Here is a 22,283-nt window from a genome sequence, read left to right as displayed (position 1 = left end):
GAGAACGTTGACCGCCAAGGTCGAGTGTGGGGATGATGCATTTTTTTATGAGTGATTTGTGCTCGGCACGGGAATTGATGACTAAGATTACCCATTTTTAAGTGCCGGTCACCTCGATGAAGCGGCAAACGTTTTCTCTGAACATATATCCGCTACGTTGGGAAAAACTTTAGTTGTTTTTAAAACATTAATAATAATGGATAAACAATACATAAGGGAAATAAAAGGCGCTTGTTTTTGTTTCAGGCAGGTAAATGGGGGGGACACGTAAAATCAGGCCTGCAGCGGTAAAAAGAGATAGGAAGGAAAAAACTTGCCGGAGTGACCTCACCAACGATTGTCACTCCGGCAAAATGGGTGGTAGACTATTTTATGATAACGATTTTCTTAAATGGTTTTTGAAAAAAATCCGGCTTTCAGATATTCTCGATTTAGTCGGGCAATGTTGGTAATCGAGATTTCTTTCGGGCACTCAGCCTCGCACTCCCTTTCGTTGGTACAACCGCCAAAGCCCAGGGCATCCATGGCCCGGACCATGGCCAGGGCCCGTTGGGCTGCCTCGGGCCGGCCCTGCGGCAACAAGGCCAGTTGAGAGACCTTGGCGCTGGTAAAGAGCATGGCCGAGGCATTGGGGCAGGATGCCACGCAGGCACCGCAACCGATGCATTGGGCGGCGTCCATGGCCAGGTCCGCCATTTCCTGAGGGACCAAAATGGCGTTGGCATCCTGGGCGCCGCCGGTGTTCACCGAAATGTACCCACCGGCCTGGATGATTTTATCCAATGCGCTGCGGTCCACGGCCAAATCCTTGATCACTTTGAAGGCCATGGCCCGAAACGGTTCAATAGCGATGGTATCACCGCTTTTAAAGTGGCGCATGTGCAACTGGCACAGCGTGGTCCCTTTTTCAGCGCCGTGGGCTCGTCCGTTGACCACGCAACCACACATGCCGCAGATACCCTCCCGGCAATCATGATCAAAGGCAATCGGTTCTTTTCCGTCAACGGCCAGTTGTTCATTTACCACATCCAGCATTTCCAAAAATGACATGTCCGTCGATATGTTTTCGGCGTGGTAGGTTTCAAACCGCCCTTTATCTTTCGGACCCTGCTGGCGCCACACTTTCAGTGTCAGATCGATGGTTTTTGTCACTTGTAACTCCTTTGCGTAAGTTTGACGTTTTCAAATACCAAAGGCTCTTTGTGAAATGCCGGCGGCTTTCCAACGCCTGTATATTCCCAGGCCGCCACATGGCAGAAATTTTCGTCATCGCGCAGGGCCTCGTTTTCTTCGGTCTGGAACCGTTCGTTGAAATGGCCGCCGCAGGACTCCTGGCGATCCAGGGCGTCGATAATCATCAATTCGGCAAATTCCAGAAAGTCGGCCACCCGGCCGGCACGTTCCAGGCTCTGGTTGAAGTCGGCACTATTTCCGGGGACCTTGACATCCTTCCAGAATTCATCGCGCAGTTCCTGGATCATGGTTTGGGCCATGGCGAGCCCTTCGTTGGTACGGGCCATGCCGCAGTAATCCCACATGATGCGACCCAGGGTCTTGTGGAAGTCGTCCACTGTGCGTTTGCCGTTAATTCCCAAAAGGCGGGTAATACGCTCGGTTACCTGCTTTTCCGATTCACTGAACGCTTTGTGACTGGTGGTCACATCCATTTTGGGCGTTCCGGCCAGATAGCCGCCAATGGTATAGGGCAGCACGAAATATCCATCGGCCAACCCCTGCATCAGTGCACTGGCCCCCAGGCGGTTGGCACCGTGGTCGGAGAAGTTGGCCTCACCGAGTACAAAAAGGCCTGGCAGACTGCTCATCAGGTTGTAATCCACCCACAGCCCACCCATGGTATAGTGAATCGCCGGGTAGATCATCATGGGGGTTTGGTACGGATCATCGGCCGTGATTTTTTCGTACATCTGAAACAGGTTGCCGTATTTTTTCTCGATTACAGCCTTGCCGTCGCGTTTGATGGCGTCGGCAAAATCCAGGTATACCGCCAAGCCGGTTTCTCCCACGCCTTTTCCCGCGTCGCACTGCTCCTTGGCGTTGCGTGAAGCCACGTCGCGGGGGACCAGGTTGCCGAAACTGGGGTATTTGCGCTCCAGGTAGTAATCGCGTTCTGATTCGGGGATTTGTTGGGGGGACCGTTTATCCCCCGGATTTTTGGGGACCCACACCCGTCCATCGTTGCGCAGGCTTTCACTCATCAGGGTCAGCTTGCTTTGAAAGGAGCCGTGTACCGGGATGCAGGTGGGGTGGATCTGGGTGAAACAGGGATTGGCAAAAAAGGCTCCTTTTTTGTAGGCCCGATAGGCTGCCGTTACATTGGAGGCCATGGCGTTGGTAGACAGGAAAAAAACGTTCCCATAGCCACCGGTGCACAGCACAACCGCGTCAGCGGCATGGCGTTCAACTTCTCCGCTTACCAGATTACGGGTGATAATTCCCTTGGCATGACCGTTCACCACCACCACGTCCAGCATTTCTCGGCGGGGAAACATCTGTACCTTTCCCGCGGCCACCTGGCGCATCAATGCACTATAGGCGCCCAGCAACAGCTGCTGTCCGGTTTGGCCCCGGGCATAAAAGGTTCGCGAAACCTGGGCGCCGCCAAAGGAGCGGTTGGCCAACAGGCCGCCGTAATCCCGGGCAAAGGGGATGCCTTGGGCCACGCATTGATCGATGATGTTGTTGCTGACCTGGGCCAGACGATGTACATTGGCTTCACGGGCACGGAAGTCGCCCCCTTTGACCGTATCGTAAAAAAGTCGCCAGATGCTGTCGCCGTCATTGGGATAGTTCTTGGCGGCGTTGATCCCCCCCTGGGCCGCGATGCTATGCGCCCGACGGGGACTGTCCTGGATGCAGAAGGTTTTGACATTATAGCCTAATTCGGCCAGTGTGGCCGATGCCGACCCACCGGCCAAACCGGTACCCACGACGATCACGTCGAATTTGCGTTTATTGGCCGGATTGACCAGTTTCAGTTCAAAACGGTGCCGATCCCATTTTTCGGCAATCGGTCCACCGGGAATGTTGGAATCAAGAGCCATGGTCTTTCCTTTCTGGACTTTGTTGAGTATGGTTAACCCCTACATATTTTTGGTTAGCGTTTGGCCGAAACCGAATTAGGCCAGGAGGAAAATGTAAATGGGCAGAAAGCCGAAGCCGATGCCTACGACGACCGCAAAAACGATACTCAGTGTCCGAATCAGCGGCATGTATTTGGGATGATTGGCCCCTATGGTCTGAAAGGCGCTCCAAAATCCGTGGCTGACATGGACGGCGGCCACGATCATGGATAGGATGTAAATCGCCACGTAGACCGGATTACCAAAGGCATTGGAAACGATGTTGAAAATCGTTGTATCGGTCTTGTCCACGAAATGAAAATTGAGCAAATGAAATACGATAAATGCCAGCAGGATCACCCCGGTGTAAGGCATGGTGGCAGACCCCAGGGTACGGCCGCCTGCGGACTTGTTGACCGCATAGCGTACCGGACGGGCTTTGAGATTGCCCAGAAAAAGAACCAGTCCAGTGATCACATGGACCAAGGCGAAAGCCAAAAGGCCAATTTCCGCCACCGTGACCAGCGGACCCAGTGAGTGGAGGTGTTCCGCATAACTGTTAAATGCCTCTTGACCTCCATAAATGGTCAGATTGCCTGCCAAGTGAGCCGCAAGGAATCCGCAGAAACTAATTCCCGTTATGGCCATCATCAGCTTTTTACCGATGGACGACCCCAGCGTGCCGGTAATCCAGTTCATCGTTGCCTCCCTTTGTTTGATTGCCAAGTGCCAAGAATCTATGATTAATACACGCAAAACTAGCGCTAAAATAGTATGACTTCCAAATGTCGGGAAATAAATGAACAAGGGTCAGTACTTATTGCTCAGGAGTGTTTCTGTCAATAAAAATTTTGAGCCACCACGAATCCCACTCGGTTTGAGCCATCTCATCCGCCAGGTCTCTGCCGACCGAGGTTTGAAGACGTGCCTGAACATGCGTGGCCCATTTTGGGGGGGCGGTATATCCCATATCAGAAAGGGCTTTAAGATCCAGCAAAAAGGCCAGTTGGTCGGCATCACGAGCCAGTCTGGCTTCAAGGGTCTGGCCGGTATTGAACTCATCGATCAGCGCCTTGATTTCCTGTCCAAACGGCAGCCCCTGGGTCATATGGTCCACGGCCTTGTTCTCGTTTGCCACAACATATTGTTTTTGAACATAATTGAGGTCTCCTAAACGAGACTCGGGTAGGTCGTGGACCAGACACAGGGTCAGCAGCCGACCCGGATCCGCCTCGGGGCTCAGTTTGGCCAGGGCCCAGGCAATGCACATGACACCAAAGGTATGTTCGGCAACAGACTCTTTTCCGGGGCCGAGAAACTGATATCCGGTGCGCTGTACGCGTTTGAGCAGCATGGCTTCAAAAAGAAACTCTGTGATGCGATTCATGATAAGACCTCTTCTTTCTCATCTTTAGTCATTGTTGGTGGCCGGTGAGATAGCCGCAAAGCCTTGAACCGTGGTGTTTTCAAATGTCAAACTGCTTGACACCGTCAGATGGCTTGTATAGTTATATAAAATGTTTTTCAAGGGGTTGTGAACCATTGAACATACCCGTCTTTCGCGTTGCCGATCGCTTTCAATCCGCAGCGTCGATCAAGCCTGCTTACGCCTAAATCGTGGAGAGAGAAATGCCCTCTGCCCAAATGGATTACATTCATATCATCAGCAATGCCAGTCTGATGGTAAAATTTGTGTTACTTTTGCTGCTTTTTTTTTCGGTCATGTCCTGGGCCATTATCATCATCAAGATGCGCTATGTTCGCAGGGCCTTCAGAGAATCGGATATTTTTGTCGATTATTTTTGGAAAAGCAGGGATCTGGCCAGTGCTTTCACGAAGGCCAAACAATTGGACGGAAGTCCTGTGGCGCGCATTTTCCGAATCGGGTATGCAGAGCTGCGTAAGCTGAATCCAAGTGGTAAGCCGGGTGAGGGGGGGATGAGCGAAGGTGAAAAAAAATCCTCGAAATATGAGTTCTCAGGCAGTGCAAATGTCAAGCGCGCCCTCAGGCGAGCCATTAACACGGAGATGACCCGTCTTACCCAGATGGTCCCGTTTCTGGCCACCACCGGCAATACCACGCCGTTTATCGGGCTATTTGGCACGGTATGGGGAATCATGAATTCTTTTCACGGAATCGGCCAGCGCGGATCGGCCAGCCTTGCCGTTGTCGCGCCGGGTATCTCCGAGGCACTGATCGCAACGGCTGCTGGACTGGGTGTTGCCATTCCCGCTGTTATCGCGTTTAATCATTTTATGCAGAAAATCCGCGTGATCGAGACTGAACTGCACAGCTTTTCGGCCGACTTTCTGAATATTCTCGATCGTGATATCCTGAGATAAAAGGAGGTCATATGGCAATCGGCAGTGGCACGGACCGGCTCATGTCGGACATCAATGTCACCCCATTTGTGGACGTGATGCTGGTGTTGTTGATTATTTTCATGGTCACTGCACCCATGATGGTGCAGGGGGTTGATGTGGCCCTTCCGGAAGTGAGCGCCAAACAAATGGTGACGGAAACAGAAAACCTCACGGTGACCATTGACCGGGAGGGCAATATCTATATCAACGATTTTCAAGTCCGCATGGATTTTCTCAAGGAGAAACTGGAAAAAATTCTTCAGGGAAAAACCGACCGGGAGGTGTTTTTTCGTGCGGATAAAGATGTTTCCTACGGTATGGTCGTGTCTGTCATGGCCGAGATAAAAGCTGCCGGCGTGGAGAAACTGGGTATGGTAACCGATCCGTTCGATGATCAGAAAAACGGGACGTCCTCTGGTAAGAAAGGCTGATGAACAAAAAAATCCGCGTTCCGGGCGCTTTCCGTCGAGACCTGAATGGTGATGGCCAGATAGCACTGTTTTATCCACTGACCCTGTCGCTGATTTGTCACATCATTTTCTTGGCCGTGATTGCGTTTACGCCCAGCTTGCATCTTGAAACACCGCCGGCGCAATCAGTGATCAATGTCAGCATGGTATCCTTAAAAACAGCGCCCCAGGAAACGACCGCGCCCCCTGCCACCACACCCGAGTCACCAAAAACCGAAAAAAAAGCGGTGGCCGAACCACCCCCTCCCAAATCGCAGGCAAAACCGGTAGAAAAAAGGGTCATACCGGCCCCTAAACCAAAAACATCGCTGAAAAAAAAGACTTTCAAATCTGCTGAGGTGGTCAAACATGCCCTTGAGCAGATGGAAGAGAAAAAAAAGCGTCCGCCTTCCGAAACAGAGGAACAGGCATCTTCACCAGAGATGCTCAAATCGGCTTTGGAGCGATTGCGTAAGCAGGTGGGCAAAACAGAGGCTGCCAAAGCGACGGCATCGGGCAGCGGATCCGGTCAAAAAAGCGATCATGCTGGCGCAAAGGTGGGCAAATTCAGTGAAGCCGGCAAACGCAAGGCCGAGTTGATCGATCTGTATCGCCTTGAAGTTGCCTTTCAAATCCAGAAACAATGGGCCTTTAATGAAGCATTGGCAGGGGGTGATCAATCGTTGGTTGCCGCCATTGTTTTCAAGATCATGCCCGATGGCGAAATTCGGGATATTTTTTTTACTGACCGGTCCGGGAACGCGCACCTGGATGATTCGGCTTACAAGGCCATTGTGAAATCCAATCCGGTGGATAGCCATCCCAAAGGGTTAAATCAACCGTATGTGGAAATGGGTATCCGTTTTACTCCCCAAGGCATTCGATAACTCTTGCCTGAATTAACCGTCTTTTTTTTGATGAAAAAGACGATAATAACAAAGGATTTTTGTGTTTGTATGGGTCGACACCAATTGACAGTCCTGACTTTTGTGCTGCTGATGGTACTGCTGCCCCCCCCCAGCCACGCTGCGCAGTACAACTACATCGATATCTCCAACCCTTTTTTACGCAAAACCCCCATTGCGGTGCCGGCGTTCAAAACGCTGACTGATGATTCCGCCGCCCGAACAATAGCTGCGGATACCTCAACATTATTGAACGATTACCTGGAATTTACCGGCTACTTCACGATTATTGACCCTGGCGCGTTTCTAGAGAATCCGCAGACAATGGATATCAAGGGCAATGGTATCCGCTATCGAAATTGGACCGTTATTGGTGCAGAACTGTTGATTACCTGCGGTGTTGCCTCCAAAGGGGGGCGGATTGAATTTGATATGCGTTTATTTGATACGGTCAAGCAGCAGCTGGTGGTCGGCAAACGATATCGGGGGCGTGTGGGCGATCATCGCTTGGTGGCCCGACGTTTTTGCAGCGAAGTGGTCTATGCCGTCACCGGCAACCGCGGTTTTTTTTCCTCAAAGATTGCCTTTGTTTCCAATGGAACCGGGCATAAAGAAATTTACTTGTGCGATTTTGATGGGTCGAACATTGAACAGTTCACTCACTATAATAGTATTTCTTTATTTCCTGACTGGTCATCGGACGGCCGTTGGATCGCTTACACGACATATGCCGGAAAAGGGCCGCAAATTCAGATTCGGCATGTGCATGAAAAGCGGCTTGCTCGGCTGAACAAACCCGGTCTGCAGATTGCACCAGCGTGGGTTCCCGGAAAATTTGAACTGGCTGCCAGTCTTTCATTTTCCGGTGACCAAGAAATTTATCTGTTGACCGGAAATGGGAAAGTTATTAAAAGATTGACAAATAGCGTTGGAATTGACGTTGAATCGACGTGGTCGCCGGATGGCAAGCGCATGGCGTTTGTTTCAAAACGAGCCGGTAATCCACAGATCTTTATTTTAGACACGGATTCCGGTCGTGTGCAGCGGTTAACGTTTGAAGGGCGCTATAATACACAGCCCAGCTGGTCTCCCAAGGGAGACAGAATCGCATACTCAGCCATGAACAATGGCGTTCTTAACATCTTTACCATCAACCCCGACGGCGGTGAACCGCTCCAGCTTACAGATAGTCAAGGCAACAATGAGGCGCCTGCTTGGTCCCCCGACGGCAGCCTGATCGCATTCAGCTCTACACGAGAGGGGAAAAGTCGGCTTTACGTGATGACCGCTTACGGAACCGACCAGAAACGCTTGCTCACCTTGCCCGGTGAGCAAACCAACCCAAAGTGGTCTATGAATATCATCAACCCATGAATATTTTTGTACCCGAAAAAAGGAGGAGAGCAAGATGAAGAAAAAATGGATCCTTTTGGTGATGGTGTTGGTAGTTCCTGCCATGCTATTCAGTGTTTCCTGCGCCAAGAAGAGTGTTTCCACGGAACCCGTGGTAGACACGGCTGCCGAAGAGGAAGCGGCACGCCAGGCGGAATTGGAGAAACAAAGGGAACTGGAGCGGCAACGGCAGCTTGAGGAGGAGCGCTTGGCAGCCGAACGCGCGGAACAGCTCAGAGCTGAAGCTGAGGAGCGGGAACGGATGCTGGCAAAAAATAGTTTCCTCAACGAAAATATCTATTTTGCCTTCGACGAATCCACCTTGGACTACCAGGCGCAAGAACTTTTAAAACAAAAAGCGGTTTGGCTGCAGGACAACATGGATGCCAATGTTGTCATCGAAGGACATTGCGATGAAAGAGGCACCAATGCGTATAACTTGGCATTGGGCGAACGTCGTGCCGAAAGCGTAAAAATGTTTCTCGTGAATTTGGGTCTTTCCGATTCACGGATGACGATCATCAGCTATGGTGAGGAAAAACCCGTTGACATGGGGCATAATGAAGAAGCCTGGGCGAAAAACAGACGCGCCACTTTTGTTTTACAATAAAGCTCAATAAATCAAGGAATCCCAGCGAATATGCAGCAATGCGTTTATCGATTGCTGCATATTTTCTCCTAAACTGAGCGTTTCAACGTAGATGCGGCAAGCTCGACAATCGCTCAGCTTAGGTTTTTTTGTCTGGGCCGGCACCACGCACCCTCCCCAACGGCAGGTGCCGCCTTTCAATGATCATGGGAGGCTATCATGCGTATACCCCTTTCGATTAGCCTTGTGGCAATCGTGCTGCTTTGCAGTTGCGCCATTCAGGATGATATCTACACCATGGACCATCGTCTGTCAGCCCTGGAACGGCGAAGTCTGGAGTTGGAGAAGCAGAACCGTGAGATCGAAAAACGCAGTCAAGAGCTGATTGAAACAAAAAAGAAGATCAGCAGCCGTGTTGAGGGAATGGACCAGAACCTTCGCAATGACGAATTGGCGCTGCGCGGTAAATATGCGTCATTGGCTGCTGATCTCGAAACCTGGCGCCAGGAGACACAACTGTATTCTGGTCGTCTCGAACAGATGGAATATCTGCTCAACCAGAAGCTCAAAGGCGCTGAGGACAACCAGCTGAAAAATCGTGATCGGATGGATCGATTGGCCGCCGAAATGGCGGACATAAAAAAACGCCTTGCTATCGTTGAAGGATATCTGAACCTTGAAGGCGGCGGTAAAACGCAAAAAAAGAAGACGCCATCGCCAACCCCGCCAGCTTCAAAGAAATCGTCAACCTCGGATCAGACACTTTATGCGGAGGCGAAAAAAAGTTACGATCAAGGGAATATGGAGGCGGCCCGGAAAGGTTTTGGGAAATTGATCGCTACCTATCCCAAATCTCAACAGGCAGATAACGCCCAGTTCTGGATCGGAGAAACATATTATAACGAAAAGTGGTATGAAAAAGCCATCCTCGAATATCAAAAAGTGATTGAGAATTACCCTTCCGGTAACAAGATCCCTGCCGCGCTGTTGAAGCAGGGGCTTTCCTTCTTGAACATTGGTGAAACCAACAATGCTCGCCTGTTACTCAAAGAAGTGGTAGAAAAATATCCAAGCTCCAATGAAGCAGGGATCGCTAAAAAAAAGCTCAACTCTCTTTAAAGCACCAACAGTCAATCGTCGCATATGATCAAAGTGATCGGAATAGATCCCGGCTTGGCAGATACAGGCATTGGTATTGTGCAAGGGTGTGGCGTAACGGTCCATAGCTATGCATATGGAGCGATTTCGACTTCTAAGAAAGCGCCCGTTGGGTGCCGGCTGGAGAAGATTTATGCTAAAATCAGCCAAGTGTTGGCCGATGAAAAACCCGACCTGATGGTTCTTGAGGATGTCTTTTCCCTTGAAAAATTTCCCCAGTCGGGCATAGTTTTAGGCAAGGTGTGCGGCGTGCTGCTCCTGGCCGGGATCCAAAGCGGCATTGCGGTGAGCGAAGTGCCGGTGCGTCAGGCCAAGCAAATTCTTACGGGAAATGGCAGAGCCACCAAAGCTCAACTCGAACGGGCGGTAAGGCGATCCATCTGCGCGCCAGCTCCGATTCGACCGTTTCATGCATCGGATGCGCTGGGACTGGCCCTGATTGGTCTGTTTCGATATGATATGAATCAAGGCGCTGATTTTTAAGTTCATGGTAACCCCTGTGCGAATGCAGTGACCGCTTTGTCTGGATAAAAATACGATGATTGGATACCTTGAAGGCCGATTGATGAAAAAAGACCAGGATCGAATTTTACTTCTGGTCAACCACATTGGGTACGAAATCCTCGTACCCGTTATCGTCATGGAAACCTTGGCCGAAAAAGATATCGGGGATGAAGTTTCACTGTATATCTATTACTATCAAACGGAAAGACAGCCCAAACCGGTCCTGATTGGGTTTCGCCTGGAAGCCGAAAAAGAATTTTTTCAATATTTCATCAGCGTCGAGGCCATCGGGCCGCTCAAAGCCGTCAAGGCGATGAATATTTCGGTGGGTAATATCGCCCATGCCATTGAAAGCGGCGATGTTAAAACGCTGAAACAGTTGAGCGGTATCGGAGATCGCACGGCACATAAAATCATTGCCACGCTCAAGGGCAAAATGAATAAATTTGCCCTGATCAAACATGAAACGGACCAGGTGCCAACAACCGTGGATGAGGATTTCACCGAGTTGGTGATGGATGTGCTGGTGGCGCAATTGGGACACAAAACAACCGATGCCAGGCAGATGATCGCCGACGCCATGCGACGCAGCAAAGACATCAGCACGGCGGAACAACTGTTCGATGAAATTTACCGGGGGCAACAAAGCGAACAATGAACGACGATAAATTCTGGATCTAAAAATGCCGGAGCGAATCCTCACACACCGATCGGAACAGACAGCCATTGTTGATGGCGGCATCCAACCCGATGACCGGGACCCGGATATTCTCTCTTTACGCCCCGAGCGGCTCGATGAATATGTGGGACAGGCCGAGGTCGTTGAGACGCTCAAGATCGCCATCGAAGCCGCCAAGATCAGGTCCGAGCCTTTGGAACATGTTCTTTTCCATGGACCGCCCGGATTGGGAAAGACCACCCTGGCCCACATTATTGCCAATGAGATGGGCGGCAGTCTGACCGTCACCTCAGGACCGGCGCTGGAAAAAGGGGGGGATCTGATCGGGATTCTCACCCATTTGGGCGAAGGCGATGTTCTTTTTGTCGATGAAATTCATCGCACACCCAAGACCGTTGAGGAATTTTTATATCCGGCTATGGAAGATTTTGCCGTTGACTTTGTTTTCGACAAAGGCATTCACGCCCGAAGCCATCGGTATCGGCTGAAACGCTTCACGCTGGTCGGGGCCACGACGCGGGTGGGGTTGCTGTCCGCGCCACTCAGGGACCGATTCGGCATTTTCCGCAGTCTCGATTTTTACGGTCTGGATGATCTGGTGCAGATCACCATCCGTTCGGCGGCGCTCTTGAATGTGGGCATTGACACGCCGGGGGCAATGGAATTGGCCAAACGGTCCCGGGGAACCCCTCGAATCGTCAATCGTCTGCTCAAGCGGGTTCGGGATTATGCTCAGGTCCGTGCCGATGGGTTCATCACCAAAGCCACGGTTGAGGCGGCCCTGGCCTTGGAAGGGGTCGACGAGAAGGGGCTCACCCGGTTGGACTACCGCTATCTGAAAACGATTATCGATTACTATGGTGGCGGACCGGTGGGCATTGAGGCGATTTCTGCAACCTTGCAGGAGGAAAGCGACACCCTGGTGGATGTGGTTGAACCGTATCTTTTAAAAATCGGCATGGTCATCCGGACGTCTTCAGGGCGCCGGGTGTCGGAGACGGCCTATCACCATTTGGGCATCGCGGTTCAGCAAAAGCTTTTCTAAAAAGGTGATATGTATGGCATTGATTACCCTCTTAACCGATTTTGGGCTCGATGACGAGTATGTCGGCGTGATAAAGGGGGTTATTGCCGGTATCCACACCGATGTTCGGACGGTGGATGTTACCCATCAAATCGATCCCCAGGATGTGGTCCATGGCGCATTTATTCTCGCCGCAGCGTTTTCCTTTTTTCCGTCCGGTACGATCCATGTGGCGGTCGTGGACCCGGGCGTCGGCAGCGGGCGCCGCATCCTGGCTGTGGAAGCGGCCGGTCATCGTTTTTTAGCGCCGGACAACGGGTTGTTGGAGCGGGTGCTGGACGTTCAAACGGATGCAACGGTCGTTTCCGTCGAAAATAAGCGGTACTTTTTAAGCCCGGTGAGTCAAACGTTTCATGGACGGGATATCTTTGCGCCAGTGGCCGCGCATCTGGCCTGTGGATTGGATTTGCATCAACTGGGACCGATTGTTGACCGACATACGATGGTAACCGGTGTTGTTCCCCGATGCCGTTTTCCATCCAGGCACGTGATTGAAGGCCAGGTGGTGGCCATCGACCGTTTTGGTAACCTTCTGACCAACATCGATCAAATTGCTCTCGAGCAATTGCAGCACCGATTCCCGGGCTCGGCCATTTATGTGCAATTGGCCAAGCGATGCATTCACGGCATCGCAACGGACTACCAGCAAGGCGCGCAACACATGCCCCTGGCCATCGTTGGCAGCCGTGGGTTGCTTGAGATTTCGGTCAACTGCGGCAGTGCGCATCACCTGTTGGGCGTTGATAAAAAGGATACGGTCCGGGTAACTGTAACCATTAAAGACTAACGCATTGGATACGGTGAATCCTGATGGCGGTGCACCCTATCCAAAAGGAAGCCTGATTCATGACTACACCTGAAAAGCGATGGCAGCTTTTGCTGGTCGCCGATGATGGACGAATCATTCCTTTCAAGCATATTAAAGGGATTGCGCTGACCCTGCTTGTTTTATTGATCGTTGCGGGGGTGGGTTGTGCCGGACTGGGCTGGTTGCTGACCGAGGAAAAGATCAGCCACCGACAAACGATTGATCAGCTCGCCCTGGCCAGGGAGGAGGCGGCCCGCTATAAAAGTGAAAATGAAATTGTGATTACTGAACTGATACTGGCCGAGGCCCGCATGGAAAAGGCCGGCTTGCCGGTTCCCGATCGTCAGCTGCCTACCGCCTTGGCAAAGACTGAGCAAACAGCAGATGCGCCCCAGACACCGAACGCAATCACAGCGGATGAACAAGAACAACGGGTATCGGCAGCCAATCAAAAATCTGCTTTGGTTCAGGCCAGCGAGCGTGCCATTGAGCCGACAGCATCTGCTGTTCCGGAAGTTGCGGGCCGCGATATCCATTTGGAAAGGAAAGCCCCAACCATCGAACCGCCAACGATTGCCGTTGGCGAAATGAAACTCGATCACAGCGCTTCCCAAGGCCGCGTGAAGGCAACCTTCCGGGTAAGCAACACTGGCCCGCGATCTTCTCTGGTAAAGGGGTGGTGCGTTGTGGCACTGAAAAGTGATCCCGCCGATGCAGACACGTGGATGGGGTTGCCGGATGATGCTCTGGTAGACGGCAAGATCGACCCAAAGAAGGGCAACAACTTTAGAATTTCTCGTTTCATTGACATGGACATGGAAACGACCGTTGGCACCCGATCTGATTCCTTCACCACGGCCACCGTCTATGTTTTCGATGATGCCGGGGCGATCCTTTTGGAAAAAGATTTTCCCATTGCCCTGTCGCTGGCTCCATCCGGATCCGAAACCGCCGTTGGCGGGGAAGCTGCCGAATTGACCATTGCTGTGGATCGTTTCAAGATGCAGTACGACACGTCGACGAAAATCCTCCGGGCTATGTTTCAGGTCAGTAACACCGGTTCCCGTTCTTCTCCCGTTACCGGTCGCTGTGTGGTGGTGTTAAAAAATGAGCAAATCAGTCCCGAGACGTGGCTGGCCTTGCCCGATGGCGCCATGATGAGCGGCAAACCGTACCCTGCGAAAGGCAAGCCTTTCAAGATTTCCCGATTCAAAAACATGACCATCGAGGCGTCCACGGAAAACGATCCGTCAGTGTTCGACAATGCGGTTGTTTATGTTTTTGGTATGGATGGCGGCATGCTTTTGGAAAAAGCCTATCCCGTCCGTCTGAATCGTTAATCGATAGGAAAGGAGCGTCAATGTGAAAAACGATGACAACAAGTTTTCCATTATCGACAAAGGCATGACGGTTGACGGATCCCTGGTGGGCAGGGGAAACTTGGTCGTTAAAGGATCTGTGAAGGGAACATTGAGCGGGGAGAGTGTTGTCATCAGTGAAGAAGGACATGTCACTGCGCAGACCAAAGCGCAGACCATGACCATTGGCGGTCAGTTTGAGGGCCAGTTGGACATTTCAGGACAATTGGTGATTCTGGCAACCGGGAATTGTTCAGGTGAAATCAGTTGTGGCGATTTGGTCGTCGAAGCAGGCGGTCGGCTGGACGCCAGGGTAAGCTGTAAAGGGCCGCAACAGGGCAAGGGCCGCGGTAAAAAATAAATTTTATCTTAGGGTGGCGGTCCTTGCCGGCTTTGAAGCCGTGGCGATAACGGTGAACAGCAATTGTAATTTTGAAGGTTTTCAGCGGGAATTTCTTCGATCGATAGTAAAAAATGGTGCTCGATTACGATTACGAGCACGAGCATGAGCACGAAAAACGCCAATGCACGTCGTGCTCGTGCTTAAGCTATGCGGTGCTCGTAATCGGAAGGTTTGACATGGCATAATTACAATTGCTGAACGGAAAACTTTTTCCTTGACACCCACCATTATTTCTAATAATAAACCCAGATTCTATGAAACGAACAGGAGCTAAACGGTGAAAAAATATACTTACAGTGGAACAAACGCAGATAATGAGAACAAGTGGTGGGTTGTCGATGCCGAAGGCGCCGTGCTTGGCCGCTTGGCATCCAAAGTCGCCGCCACGCTGCGCGGTAAGAACAATCCGCTATACACACCGCATGCGGATCTCGGTGATTCCGTAGTGGTGATCAATGCCGAAAAAGTGGTTCTCACCGGCAAAAAAATGGATCAGAAAAATTATTATCGCCACAGTGGATACATCGGCGGTTTGAAAACGATCACGGCCAGAAAATTGATCGAAAAGCGGCCCGAAGACGTGATTCGGTTTGCTGTGAAGGGAATGCTTCCCAAAAATCGCCTGGGCCGAAAAATATTCAAGAAACTGAAGGTTTATGCCGGCGACCAGCACCCCCATGAGGCCCAGCAGCCGGAATCAATGAGCGTCTAATACCCACAAGATTAATCAAAAAGAAAGCAAGATCGACGACTGGGGAGTTTCATGGCAACAGAAAAATTGTATTACGCTACCGGAAAACGCAAAAACGCCATCGCACGAACGTGGATCAAACCCGGAACGGGTGCCATTACGGTGAATGATCGACCCGCCGACGAATACTTTACCGTTGGAACGGCGCGGACCATATTGCGTCAGCCGTTGAGTCTGACCAATAACATGGATGCGTTTGATATCAAAATCAAAGTTCACGGTGGGGGGATCTCCGGTCAGGCCGGTGCCGTGCGTCACGGTATTACCAAAGCACTGATTCTTTTCGATCCCGAATTGCGTCCGGCCTTGAAACGCGCTGGATTTGTCAAGCGCGACCCACGGGAGAAAGAGCGCAAGAAATACGGGCAAAAAGGTGCTCGCGCACGGTTCCAGTTCTCCAAACGTTAATATTTTTTATATCCGATTAAGCCACAAAAGAGGGAGCAGGCCCATGTCTGCTCCCTTTTCGTGTTCAAATCTTCATTGATGAACTCGTAAAAAATTCCCGTTCGGACGGATTCGTAACAAGCCCGAGATCAAGGCTTGCGAATCCTGAGGAATGAGGCGTACTTTTCGTACTCCGCAGTGACGAAGGATACGCGTAACGCCGATATCGGGCTTGTTACGAATCCGTCTTCATTAGACCGAAACGATTTGCTCCTTGGCATGGGTCAACGATACTAAACCGGATGGGGTGACCAGATGGGTATTCTCGATCCCGACGACGCCGATTCCCGGGTAGATCAATTTGGGCTCCAGGGCAACGACCATGTTTTCCTGCAAAGGCAGTTTTTGACCGCTGGCCAGAAAAGGAAATTCATCCACCTCCAGGCCGATACCGTGGCCAATGAAGCGAATGCGGTTCTTCCCGACACCCATGAAATGATCGCCCACCCCCTTTTGATTGGCGATCTTTACAGCCGCCTCGTACAGATCGCCGGCGATTGTGCCGGGCGTTGCCATGGCTTTAATCTGTGCCTGCAGGTCCAGCATAAGGGCATGGGCGTCCACCAGATCGGGTGGGGGCGTACCAATGGTAAAAATCCGGGTGTGGTCACTCAGATATCCCTTCCAGGCAAACATGTAGTCGACCAGGATCGGTTCGTGGGCCTGGATTTTCCGGAAACTGGGCCCTTGGGCCACCGCCGCATTGACCGCCGCGCCGCCCGTGGGCGATGCCAGAAAACTGGGCACGGCAGCAGCGGGACCGGCCATGAGGTGCCCGTAAAACATTTCCGCCCCCCACAACCGCATGCGGATCACGCCCTGATGCCCCAGGCGCCTGGCCTGAGCCTCGATCAGCCCGGCCAGTTCAATTTCAGTGATACCCGGCCTGATCAAGCCCGGCACCAGTTCAGCCACTTGATCGGAAAGGGCGGCCGCCTCGCGGATCAGCGATCGTTCGTAGTCCGACTTGATGGACCGGAGCATGCGAATGCCCATGGAAATGTCCCGAATTTGAGTGCCGGTAAACAATCGGGTGTAGGAAAAATAGTGGTTGGCGGGCAGCACATCAAGCTCCATGCCCATCACGCTCGGCGGCTGCAGACCATGATCGTTAAGGATGGCCATGATCTCCTTTGGGCGGGGCAGGGGAACAATGGTCTCTAAAGGGGATTCCGTCTGGGCCCGTTTAAAACTCTTGCGTACCATGAGCAGGGGACGGCCCTGGGCCGGGATATAAAGATGGGCTTGCTGAATGGTGCCGGCGAAGTAAAACAGGTCGGCATTTTGTAAGATCATCGCGCCATCGATTTCTTCCGCCACCAGCCAGCGTTGGAATTTTTGGATGCGCGCATCAATTTCTTGCTTGGGCGTGGAAAGATTCTGTTCAATCATATGCAAACAATCCTTTCGTGAGGATGATGAACATGGTGAAATGGGCCGGCGCCATGCAGGAAAACGTATTGCCCGATATTGATAAGTCAAGTTATCCGCCGGTACAGCAATGGGCTTATTCTTGACTTCGACCGCGCTTTTACTTAATCTTTATCATGAATTTCAGACTTCCGTAAACGAAACGGATTTTCTCTTTCTGCTTAGTTCTCAAAAGGTGGTAAGCTTTACCCACTTCGGTTTATCGTCAGCTAAAGGCGTCCGATGACGCAACGAGGACGGTATGGAACGGTTGGATTATTTTATTCGCAGATTGATCCTGGTGGTGCCGACATTCATCGGGATTACGCTGCTCTGTTTTACGTTGATTCAGTTTGTTCCCGGCGGACCTGTGGAACAGGCGATCGTTAAAATGAAAGGGCTCGGCAGTGGTGAAGCCGGAGGCGGTGCCGATGCCCGGGCATCAATAACCGAGACGCAACGCAAGGCCCTTGAAGCCCATTTTGGCTTTGATCAGCCTTTTTACAAGCGCTACTGGAAATGGCTGGTGGGTGACCGGCTGGGGATGCAGATGGCGTCCTACAAATTTCCCAATAAAACCACCTGGCAGGTCATTAAAGAACGATTTAAGGTTTCACTCATTTTTGGCATCACAGGTTTTGTTTTATCCTATCTCATCTGTGTACCACTCGGGATATTAAAGGCGTTGCGACACGATCAGGTATTCGATCTTTTTTCCAGCGTGGTGGTCTTCATCGGTTACGCCATTCCGGCCTTTGCTTTTGGTATGGTTTTGAAAATGCTGTTTTGCGGGACGGTGGAATGGGCCTGGGACATCTTTCCGGTTTCGGGGTTTTATTCAGCGAATTTTGCGGACCTGTCTTTGGGGGGGAAAGTAAAGGATATCTTCATGCACATGTTTTTACCGGTCTTGTGCTACATGATCGGTAATTTTGCCATTTTGACCCTGTTGATGAAAAATTCCCTGCTTGAACAGATCAACAAGGATTATATCCGCACCGTGCTGGCCAAGGGCGGCAGCTTTACCCGGGCCATCTGGGTGCATGCCCTGCGTAACGCCTTGATTCCCATTGCCACGGGGTTTGGCTCAATTTTAACGGTTATGTTTGCCGGGTCGGTGGTTATTGAGAAGGTCTTTGAAATTCCAGGCATGGGCTGGCTGAGCCTTGAGGCCATCGTGGGCCGGGACTATCCGGTGTTTATGGGGATTTTGTCGCTAACCGCGCTTTTGGGGCTTCTGGGTAATATTTTGTCTGATTTTTTGTATGTGATTATTGATCCACGGATAACCTTTCGCGAAAACTGAGGCCTATGTTTTCCAGGTTGATTAAAAATCCATTGGCGCTCAAGCGCCTGAAGCGTTTTAAGGAACTCAAGCGGGCCTATTTCTCATTTTGGATTTTAATTGGGCTCTACGCCCTGAGCCTGGGGGCCGAGCTGATCTGCAACAGCGCGCCGTTGGTTGTACATTTCAACGGCAAGTCTTATTTCCCGGTCCTTCAATTCTATCCGGACGACACATTTACCGGCAGCGGCAAACTGACTAGGCCGGACTATTGGCATATCAATCAGAGCCCCGCATTCAAAGATCATCCGGAAAACTATATGGTGTTTACCCTGTTGCCCCACGGCCCCTTAGCCAGCCTGGATCATCAGGATGTCCAGGTGGCGGATCGGGTGACCCTCCAGTTTGCCCGCCAACCCATGGTTGGAACCCTTGATATTCGCCATGATTTCAACATCAAACGCGCCTTCCGGGTCGGCGCTGTTTTTGATCAGACGGATAACGCATTGCGCGGCCAGTCGGTTGAAACCTATTTTGAGCTGCCCGCCGATGTCAAAAACGCCATTGCCCGGCGCTTTGCAAACCAGGACGCCCCACGCCTGTCGCGGACCATTCAAGACTTCGGCGAAAAGCCAATGAACATAGCACTTTCAACATTTCGAAAACGACGCCAGTCCCCAAAGACAGTTCGCTTAACGATTCGTGAACTGATGCCGGCTGGATCAAAGGAAAAACGAAGCACCCAGCTGGCTTTCAATCGCAGCCTTGAGATTGAAAGTGACGACGCAACTTCTCTTTCTGAAGTGTGGGACCGGATTTCCGATGAAGAAAAAGAGGCATTGCGCCGGATGATCGCCCTGCGCTTTGAAGCCCCGGTGGAGCCATACAAACTGACCATCGACGGTAGCGCCTACGTGGCGAGTTTTTTCAAGGAAGATGTGCATTTTCCTTTCAGACCGGTCAAGGGCCACTGGATGGGGTTGGACGGGGCCGGCCGGGATGTGCTGGCACGCATTCTTTATGGTTTGCGAACCTCCATGACGTTTGGCTTGCTACTCGTTCTGATTTCCTATGTCTTGGGGATTATCGCCGGTGCGTTGCAGGGCTACTACGGTGGGTTGATTGATATCACCGGTCAACGCCTGATCGAGATATGGAGTGCGTTGCCCTTTTTGTATATCATGATTTTGCTCGGTTCGGTTTACGGGCGCAGTTTTATGCTGCTGCTTATTTGTTATGGGATTTTTAACTGGATCGGAATATCCTACTATATGCGGGCCGAGTTTTTACGCCTGCGCAAGCAGCCTTTTGTCGAGGCGGCCAAATGCATGGGAATTTCCTCTGCCAAGGTCATTTTTCGCCACATTCTACCCAACGGTTTGATCCCCGTGATTACGTTTTTCCCTTTCTCACTGGTGGGCGCCATCGGTGCCTTGGCTGCCTTGGATTATTTGGGCTTTGGTCTGCCGCCGCCAACACCCAGCTGGGGGGAACTGCTTTTTCAGGCTCAGGAATATCGATGGGCGTGGTGGCTGATCCTTTATCCTTCCCTGGCGCTCTTTGTGGTCATGCTCTTGGGCGTATTTATCGGTGAGGGGGTCCGCAACGCTTATGATCCGAAACGTTATACCAGGCTGGAATAATGGGTGCTGAACTACTTAAGGTTGACGACTTGACGGTCAGTTTTGCAACTGATGAGGGTCGGTTTGTGGCGGTTGATGATGTCTCCTTGCATGTCAATCGCGGTGAAATTGTGGGGCTGGTGGGCGAATCGGGGTGCGGGAAATCGGTTTGTGCCCTGAGCATTTTGCGCCTGATCCCATCGCCACCGGGGAAAATTACCTCCGGTAAAATCGTGTTCAACGGCTCTGACCTCTTGGCACTGGACATCAAAGCGATGCGCCGGATCAGAGGGCGCGCGATCAGTATGATTTTTCAGGAGCCGTTGTCGGCATTGTCGCCCTTGCAGCGTATCGGTCAGCAGTTGGCCGAAGTGTTGCAATTGCACAGCAATATGGACAAGCAGCGGGCCATGCAAATCGGCCGGGAGTGGCTGGCCAAGGTGCGCATCCCCGATCCGGAGCAACGCATGCAAGCTTATCCGCACGAGCTTTCCGGGGGGATGCAGCAGCGTGTGATGATTGCCATGGCCCTGATGCAGGATCCGGCGTTGGTGATCGCCGATGAACCGACAACGGCATTGGATGTTACCATTCAGGCTCAGATCTTTAATTTGATCAAAAAGATGCGAAAAGAGAAGACCTCGATCTTGTTGATCACCCACGATATGGGGGTGGTCTGGCAAATGTGCGACCGGGTGCTGGTGATGTATGCCTCGACTATAGTTGAATCCGGAACCAAGGCACAAATTTTCGAGCATCCCGCCCATCCCTACACGCGCGGGCTTTTGCAATCGATCCCGACCCTGTTTGGAAGCAGCAAGCGTCTGCCCGCCATTGCGGGGTATGTGCCATCGCCTTTTAACTATCCAAGCGGCTGCCATTTCCGGGATCGTTGCCCGTATGCTGTTGATCGATGTGCAGCCGAAGCGCCCACACTTGAAAACATTGAAAATGGCGGCCATCAGGCCGCTTGTTTCGTTGCCCGCAAGCTGGTTGAGGGCCGTCTGGAATAACAATGCCGATATCTGATCATCCACAAGCGTTGCTCAGCGTAACTGATCTGAAGACCTGGTTTCCAATCAAGCGCGGGATTATGTCCCGCACGGTTGACCATGTGCGGGCGGTCGACGGCGTTTCCTTTCAGGTCGGTTATGGGGAGACCCTTGGTTTGGTGGGTGAGTCGGGTTGCGGCAAAACCACCCTCGGCCGAACCCTGATGGGGCTCGAGCAACCGCATGGCGGCAAGATTGTCTTTGACGGACAAGATATTGCCGGTCTGACGCCCAAGGCGCAAAGAGAACTTCGCCGGCGCATGCAGATCATCTTTCAAGATCCCTTGTCTTCGCTCAACCCGCGTATGAACATCCTTGATATCGTCACCGAAGGAGTAAGGGAGTTCAACCTGCTCGAGGGATCGCGAAAAGCGCATGCCGCGCGATTGCTCAAGGAGGTCGGACTCAATGAAGATGCGGTCTACCGCTATCCCCATGAATTCTCCGGAGGCCAGCGCCAGCGCATCAACATTGCCCGCGCCATTTCATTGCGGCCGGCTTTTGTGGTTTGCGATGAACCGGTCAGTGCGCTGGATGTGTCGGTGCAGGCGCAGATCATCAACCTGCTCATGGATCTGCGCGACAGTCACCGGCTATCCTATCTTTTTATCTCACACGATCTGAGTGTGGTCAGCCATATCGCCGACCGTGTGGCGGTCATGCACCGCGGCCGTTTGGTCGAAATGGGGATTACCGACAAGGTGATCGCCAATCCACTGCACTCCTATACCCAGAAGCTGATTGCCGCCGTACCGGTGGTGGGCGAGCAGCCAACGGGGGAGGAGGACTTCGATGAGGAAGATTTCTCAGACCCTGTAGCGGTCAGCGGATGCCCGTTTTACGGCATATGCGCGAAAGCCGACGAGACCTGCCGTGACCATCCACCCCAACCGCAGGGAACTCCGGATCATCAGGTCTGGTGTCATCGATAGCGCGTTAATTA

Annotated in this window: 23 protein-coding genes; 18 read left to right on the top strand and 5 right to left on the bottom strand. The window is 51.9% G+C overall.

The window, feature by feature from the left end; all coding sequences use genetic code 11:
* Window positions 1-387: 387 nt before the first annotated feature.
* From Dvar_RS30890 to Dvar_RS30875, 4 genes are all read right to left on the bottom strand, one after another.
* Window positions 388-1,140: a succinate dehydrogenase/fumarate reductase iron-sulfur subunit gene (locus Dvar_RS30890; protein WP_419664183.1), complete on the bottom strand. Its 753-nt coding sequence runs from the start codon at window positions 1,138-1,140 to the stop codon at window positions 388-390.
* Between the two features lie 8 nt (window positions 1,141-1,148).
* A complete protein-coding gene (locus Dvar_RS30885; RefSeq protein WP_419656976.1) occupies window positions 1,149-3,062 on the bottom strand; it encodes a fumarate reductase/succinate dehydrogenase flavoprotein subunit in 1,914 nt (637 codons plus the stop codon).
* A gap of 75 nt (window positions 3,063-3,137) precedes the next feature.
* Window positions 3,138-3,779, bottom strand: a complete 642-nt coding sequence (locus Dvar_RS30880) for a succinate dehydrogenase cytochrome b subunit (protein WP_419656975.1) — start codon at window positions 3,777-3,779, stop codon at window positions 3,138-3,140.
* 118 nt (window positions 3,780-3,897) lie between these two features.
* Complete coding sequence (locus Dvar_RS30875; protein WP_419656974.1) at window positions 3,898-4,467, bottom strand: HD domain-containing protein; 570 nt, start codon at window positions 4,465-4,467, stop codon at window positions 3,898-3,900.
* A gap of 242 nt (window positions 4,468-4,709) precedes the next feature.
* On the opposite strand from Dvar_RS30875, the gene tolQ reads away from it, so the two are divergent.
* From tolQ to rpsI, 14 genes are all read left to right on the top strand, one after another.
* Window positions 4,710-5,423: a protein TolQ gene (tolQ, locus tag Dvar_RS30870; RefSeq protein ID WP_419656973.1), complete on the top strand. Its 714-nt coding sequence runs from the start codon at window positions 4,710-4,712 to the stop codon at window positions 5,421-5,423.
* Window positions 5,424-5,434: 11 nt separating this feature from the next.
* Window positions 5,435-5,875: a protein TolR gene (gene tolR, locus Dvar_RS30865; protein WP_419656972.1), complete on the top strand. Its 441-nt coding sequence runs from the start codon at window positions 5,435-5,437 to the stop codon at window positions 5,873-5,875.
* Window positions 5,875-6,780, top strand: a complete 906-nt coding sequence (locus Dvar_RS30860) for a TonB C-terminal domain-containing protein (protein WP_419656971.1) — start codon at window positions 5,875-5,877, stop codon at window positions 6,778-6,780. Before tolR ends, Dvar_RS30860 begins: the two co-directional genes overlap by 1 nt.
* 69 nt (window positions 6,781-6,849) lie before the next feature.
* On the top strand, window positions 6,850-8,172 hold the full coding sequence (gene tolB / locus Dvar_RS30855) for a Tol-Pal system beta propeller repeat protein TolB (RefSeq protein ID WP_419656970.1): 1,323 nt from the start codon (window positions 6,850-6,852) through the stop codon (window positions 8,170-8,172).
* A gap of 34 nt (window positions 8,173-8,206) precedes the next feature.
* Window positions 8,207-8,800: a peptidoglycan-associated lipoprotein Pal gene (pal, locus tag Dvar_RS30850; RefSeq protein ID WP_419656969.1), complete on the top strand. Its 594-nt coding sequence runs from the start codon at window positions 8,207-8,209 to the stop codon at window positions 8,798-8,800.
* 276 nt (window positions 8,801-9,076) lie between these two features.
* Complete coding sequence (gene ybgF / locus Dvar_RS30845; protein ID WP_419656968.1) at window positions 9,077-9,898, top strand: tol-pal system protein YbgF; 822 nt, start codon at window positions 9,077-9,079, stop codon at window positions 9,896-9,898.
* A 24-nt stretch (window positions 9,899-9,922) separates the two neighbouring features.
* Window positions 9,923-10,420: a crossover junction endodeoxyribonuclease RuvC gene (locus Dvar_RS30840; protein ID WP_419656967.1), complete on the top strand. Its 498-nt coding sequence runs from the start codon at window positions 9,923-9,925 to the stop codon at window positions 10,418-10,420.
* Between the two features lie 55 nt (window positions 10,421-10,475).
* Window positions 10,476-11,099 carry a Holliday junction branch migration protein RuvA gene (gene ruvA, locus Dvar_RS30835; RefSeq protein ID WP_419656966.1) on the top strand — a complete coding sequence of 208 codons (624 nt, stop codon included), beginning with the start codon at window positions 10,476-10,478 and terminating at the stop codon, window positions 11,097-11,099.
* Window positions 11,100-11,124: 25 nt separating this feature from the next.
* On the top strand, window positions 11,125-12,165 hold the full coding sequence (gene ruvB, locus Dvar_RS30830; RefSeq protein WP_419656965.1) for a Holliday junction branch migration DNA helicase RuvB: 1,041 nt from the start codon (window positions 11,125-11,127) through the stop codon (window positions 12,163-12,165).
* Window positions 12,166-12,178: 13 nt separating this feature from the next.
* Entirely contained in the window at window positions 12,179-12,991 is an 813-nt protein-coding gene (locus Dvar_RS30825; RefSeq protein ID WP_419656964.1) for an SAM hydrolase/SAM-dependent halogenase family protein, read from the top strand.
* A gap of 59 nt (window positions 12,992-13,050) precedes the next feature.
* Window positions 13,051-14,352 carry a hypothetical protein gene (locus Dvar_RS30820; protein ID WP_419656963.1) on the top strand — a complete coding sequence of 434 codons (1,302 nt, stop codon included), beginning with the start codon at window positions 13,051-13,053 and terminating at the stop codon, window positions 14,350-14,352.
* A 22-nt stretch (window positions 14,353-14,374) separates the two neighbouring features.
* A complete protein-coding gene (locus Dvar_RS30815) occupies window positions 14,375-14,731 on the top strand; it encodes a bactofilin family protein (protein WP_419656962.1) in 357 nt (118 codons plus the stop codon).
* Between the two features lie 319 nt (window positions 14,732-15,050).
* Entirely contained in the window at window positions 15,051-15,485 is a 435-nt protein-coding gene (gene rplM / locus Dvar_RS30810; protein WP_419656961.1) for a 50S ribosomal protein L13, read from the top strand.
* 51 nt (window positions 15,486-15,536) lie between these two features.
* The gene (gene rpsI / locus Dvar_RS30805; protein ID WP_419656960.1) at window positions 15,537-15,932 is read left to right on the top strand and encodes a 30S ribosomal protein S9; all 396 of its coding nucleotides are present in this window, start codon (window positions 15,537-15,539) and stop codon (window positions 15,930-15,932) included.
* A 231-nt stretch (window positions 15,933-16,163) separates the two neighbouring features.
* Here the strand turns inward: rpsI and Dvar_RS30800 are convergent, their stop codons facing one another.
* Window positions 16,164-17,363 carry a M24 family metallopeptidase gene (locus tag Dvar_RS30800; protein WP_419656959.1) on the bottom strand — a complete coding sequence of 400 codons (1,200 nt, stop codon included), beginning with the start codon at window positions 17,361-17,363 and terminating at the stop codon, window positions 16,164-16,166.
* Window positions 17,364-17,643: 280 nt separating this feature from the next.
* Here Dvar_RS30800 and Dvar_RS30795 point away from each other — a divergent pair, with 280 nt between their 5' ends.
* Genes Dvar_RS30795 through Dvar_RS30780 form a run of 4 tightly spaced genes read left to right on the top strand, consistent with a single transcriptional unit; the run spans window position 17,644 to window position 22,272 of the window.
* Entirely contained in the window at window positions 17,644-18,687 is a 1,044-nt protein-coding gene (locus tag Dvar_RS30795; RefSeq protein ID WP_419656958.1) for an ABC transporter permease subunit, read from the top strand.
* A gap of 5 nt (window positions 18,688-18,692) precedes the next feature.
* On the top strand, window positions 18,693-20,309 hold the full coding sequence (locus Dvar_RS30790; protein WP_419656957.1) for an ABC transporter permease subunit: 1,617 nt from the start codon (window positions 18,693-18,695) through the stop codon (window positions 20,307-20,309).
* On the top strand, window positions 20,309-21,301 hold the full coding sequence (locus Dvar_RS30785) for an ABC transporter ATP-binding protein (protein WP_419656956.1): 993 nt from the start codon (window positions 20,309-20,311) through the stop codon (window positions 21,299-21,301). Before Dvar_RS30790 ends, Dvar_RS30785 begins: the two co-directional genes overlap by 1 nt.
* A 2-nt stretch (window positions 21,302-21,303) precedes the next feature.
* Window positions 21,304-22,272, top strand: a complete 969-nt coding sequence (locus Dvar_RS30780; RefSeq protein WP_419656955.1) for an ABC transporter ATP-binding protein — start codon at window positions 21,304-21,306, stop codon at window positions 22,270-22,272.
* Window positions 22,273-22,283: the final 11 nt, after the last annotated feature.

Source organism: Desulfosarcina variabilis str. Montpellier (assembly GCF_048565275.1).
Classification (GTDB): Bacteria; Desulfobacterota; Desulfobacteria; order Desulfobacterales; family Desulfosarcinaceae; genus Desulfosarcina; species Desulfosarcina variabilis.
The sequence above is the reverse complement of the archived record's forward strand: the minus strand, read 5'-3'. Positions and strand labels throughout refer to the sequence as shown.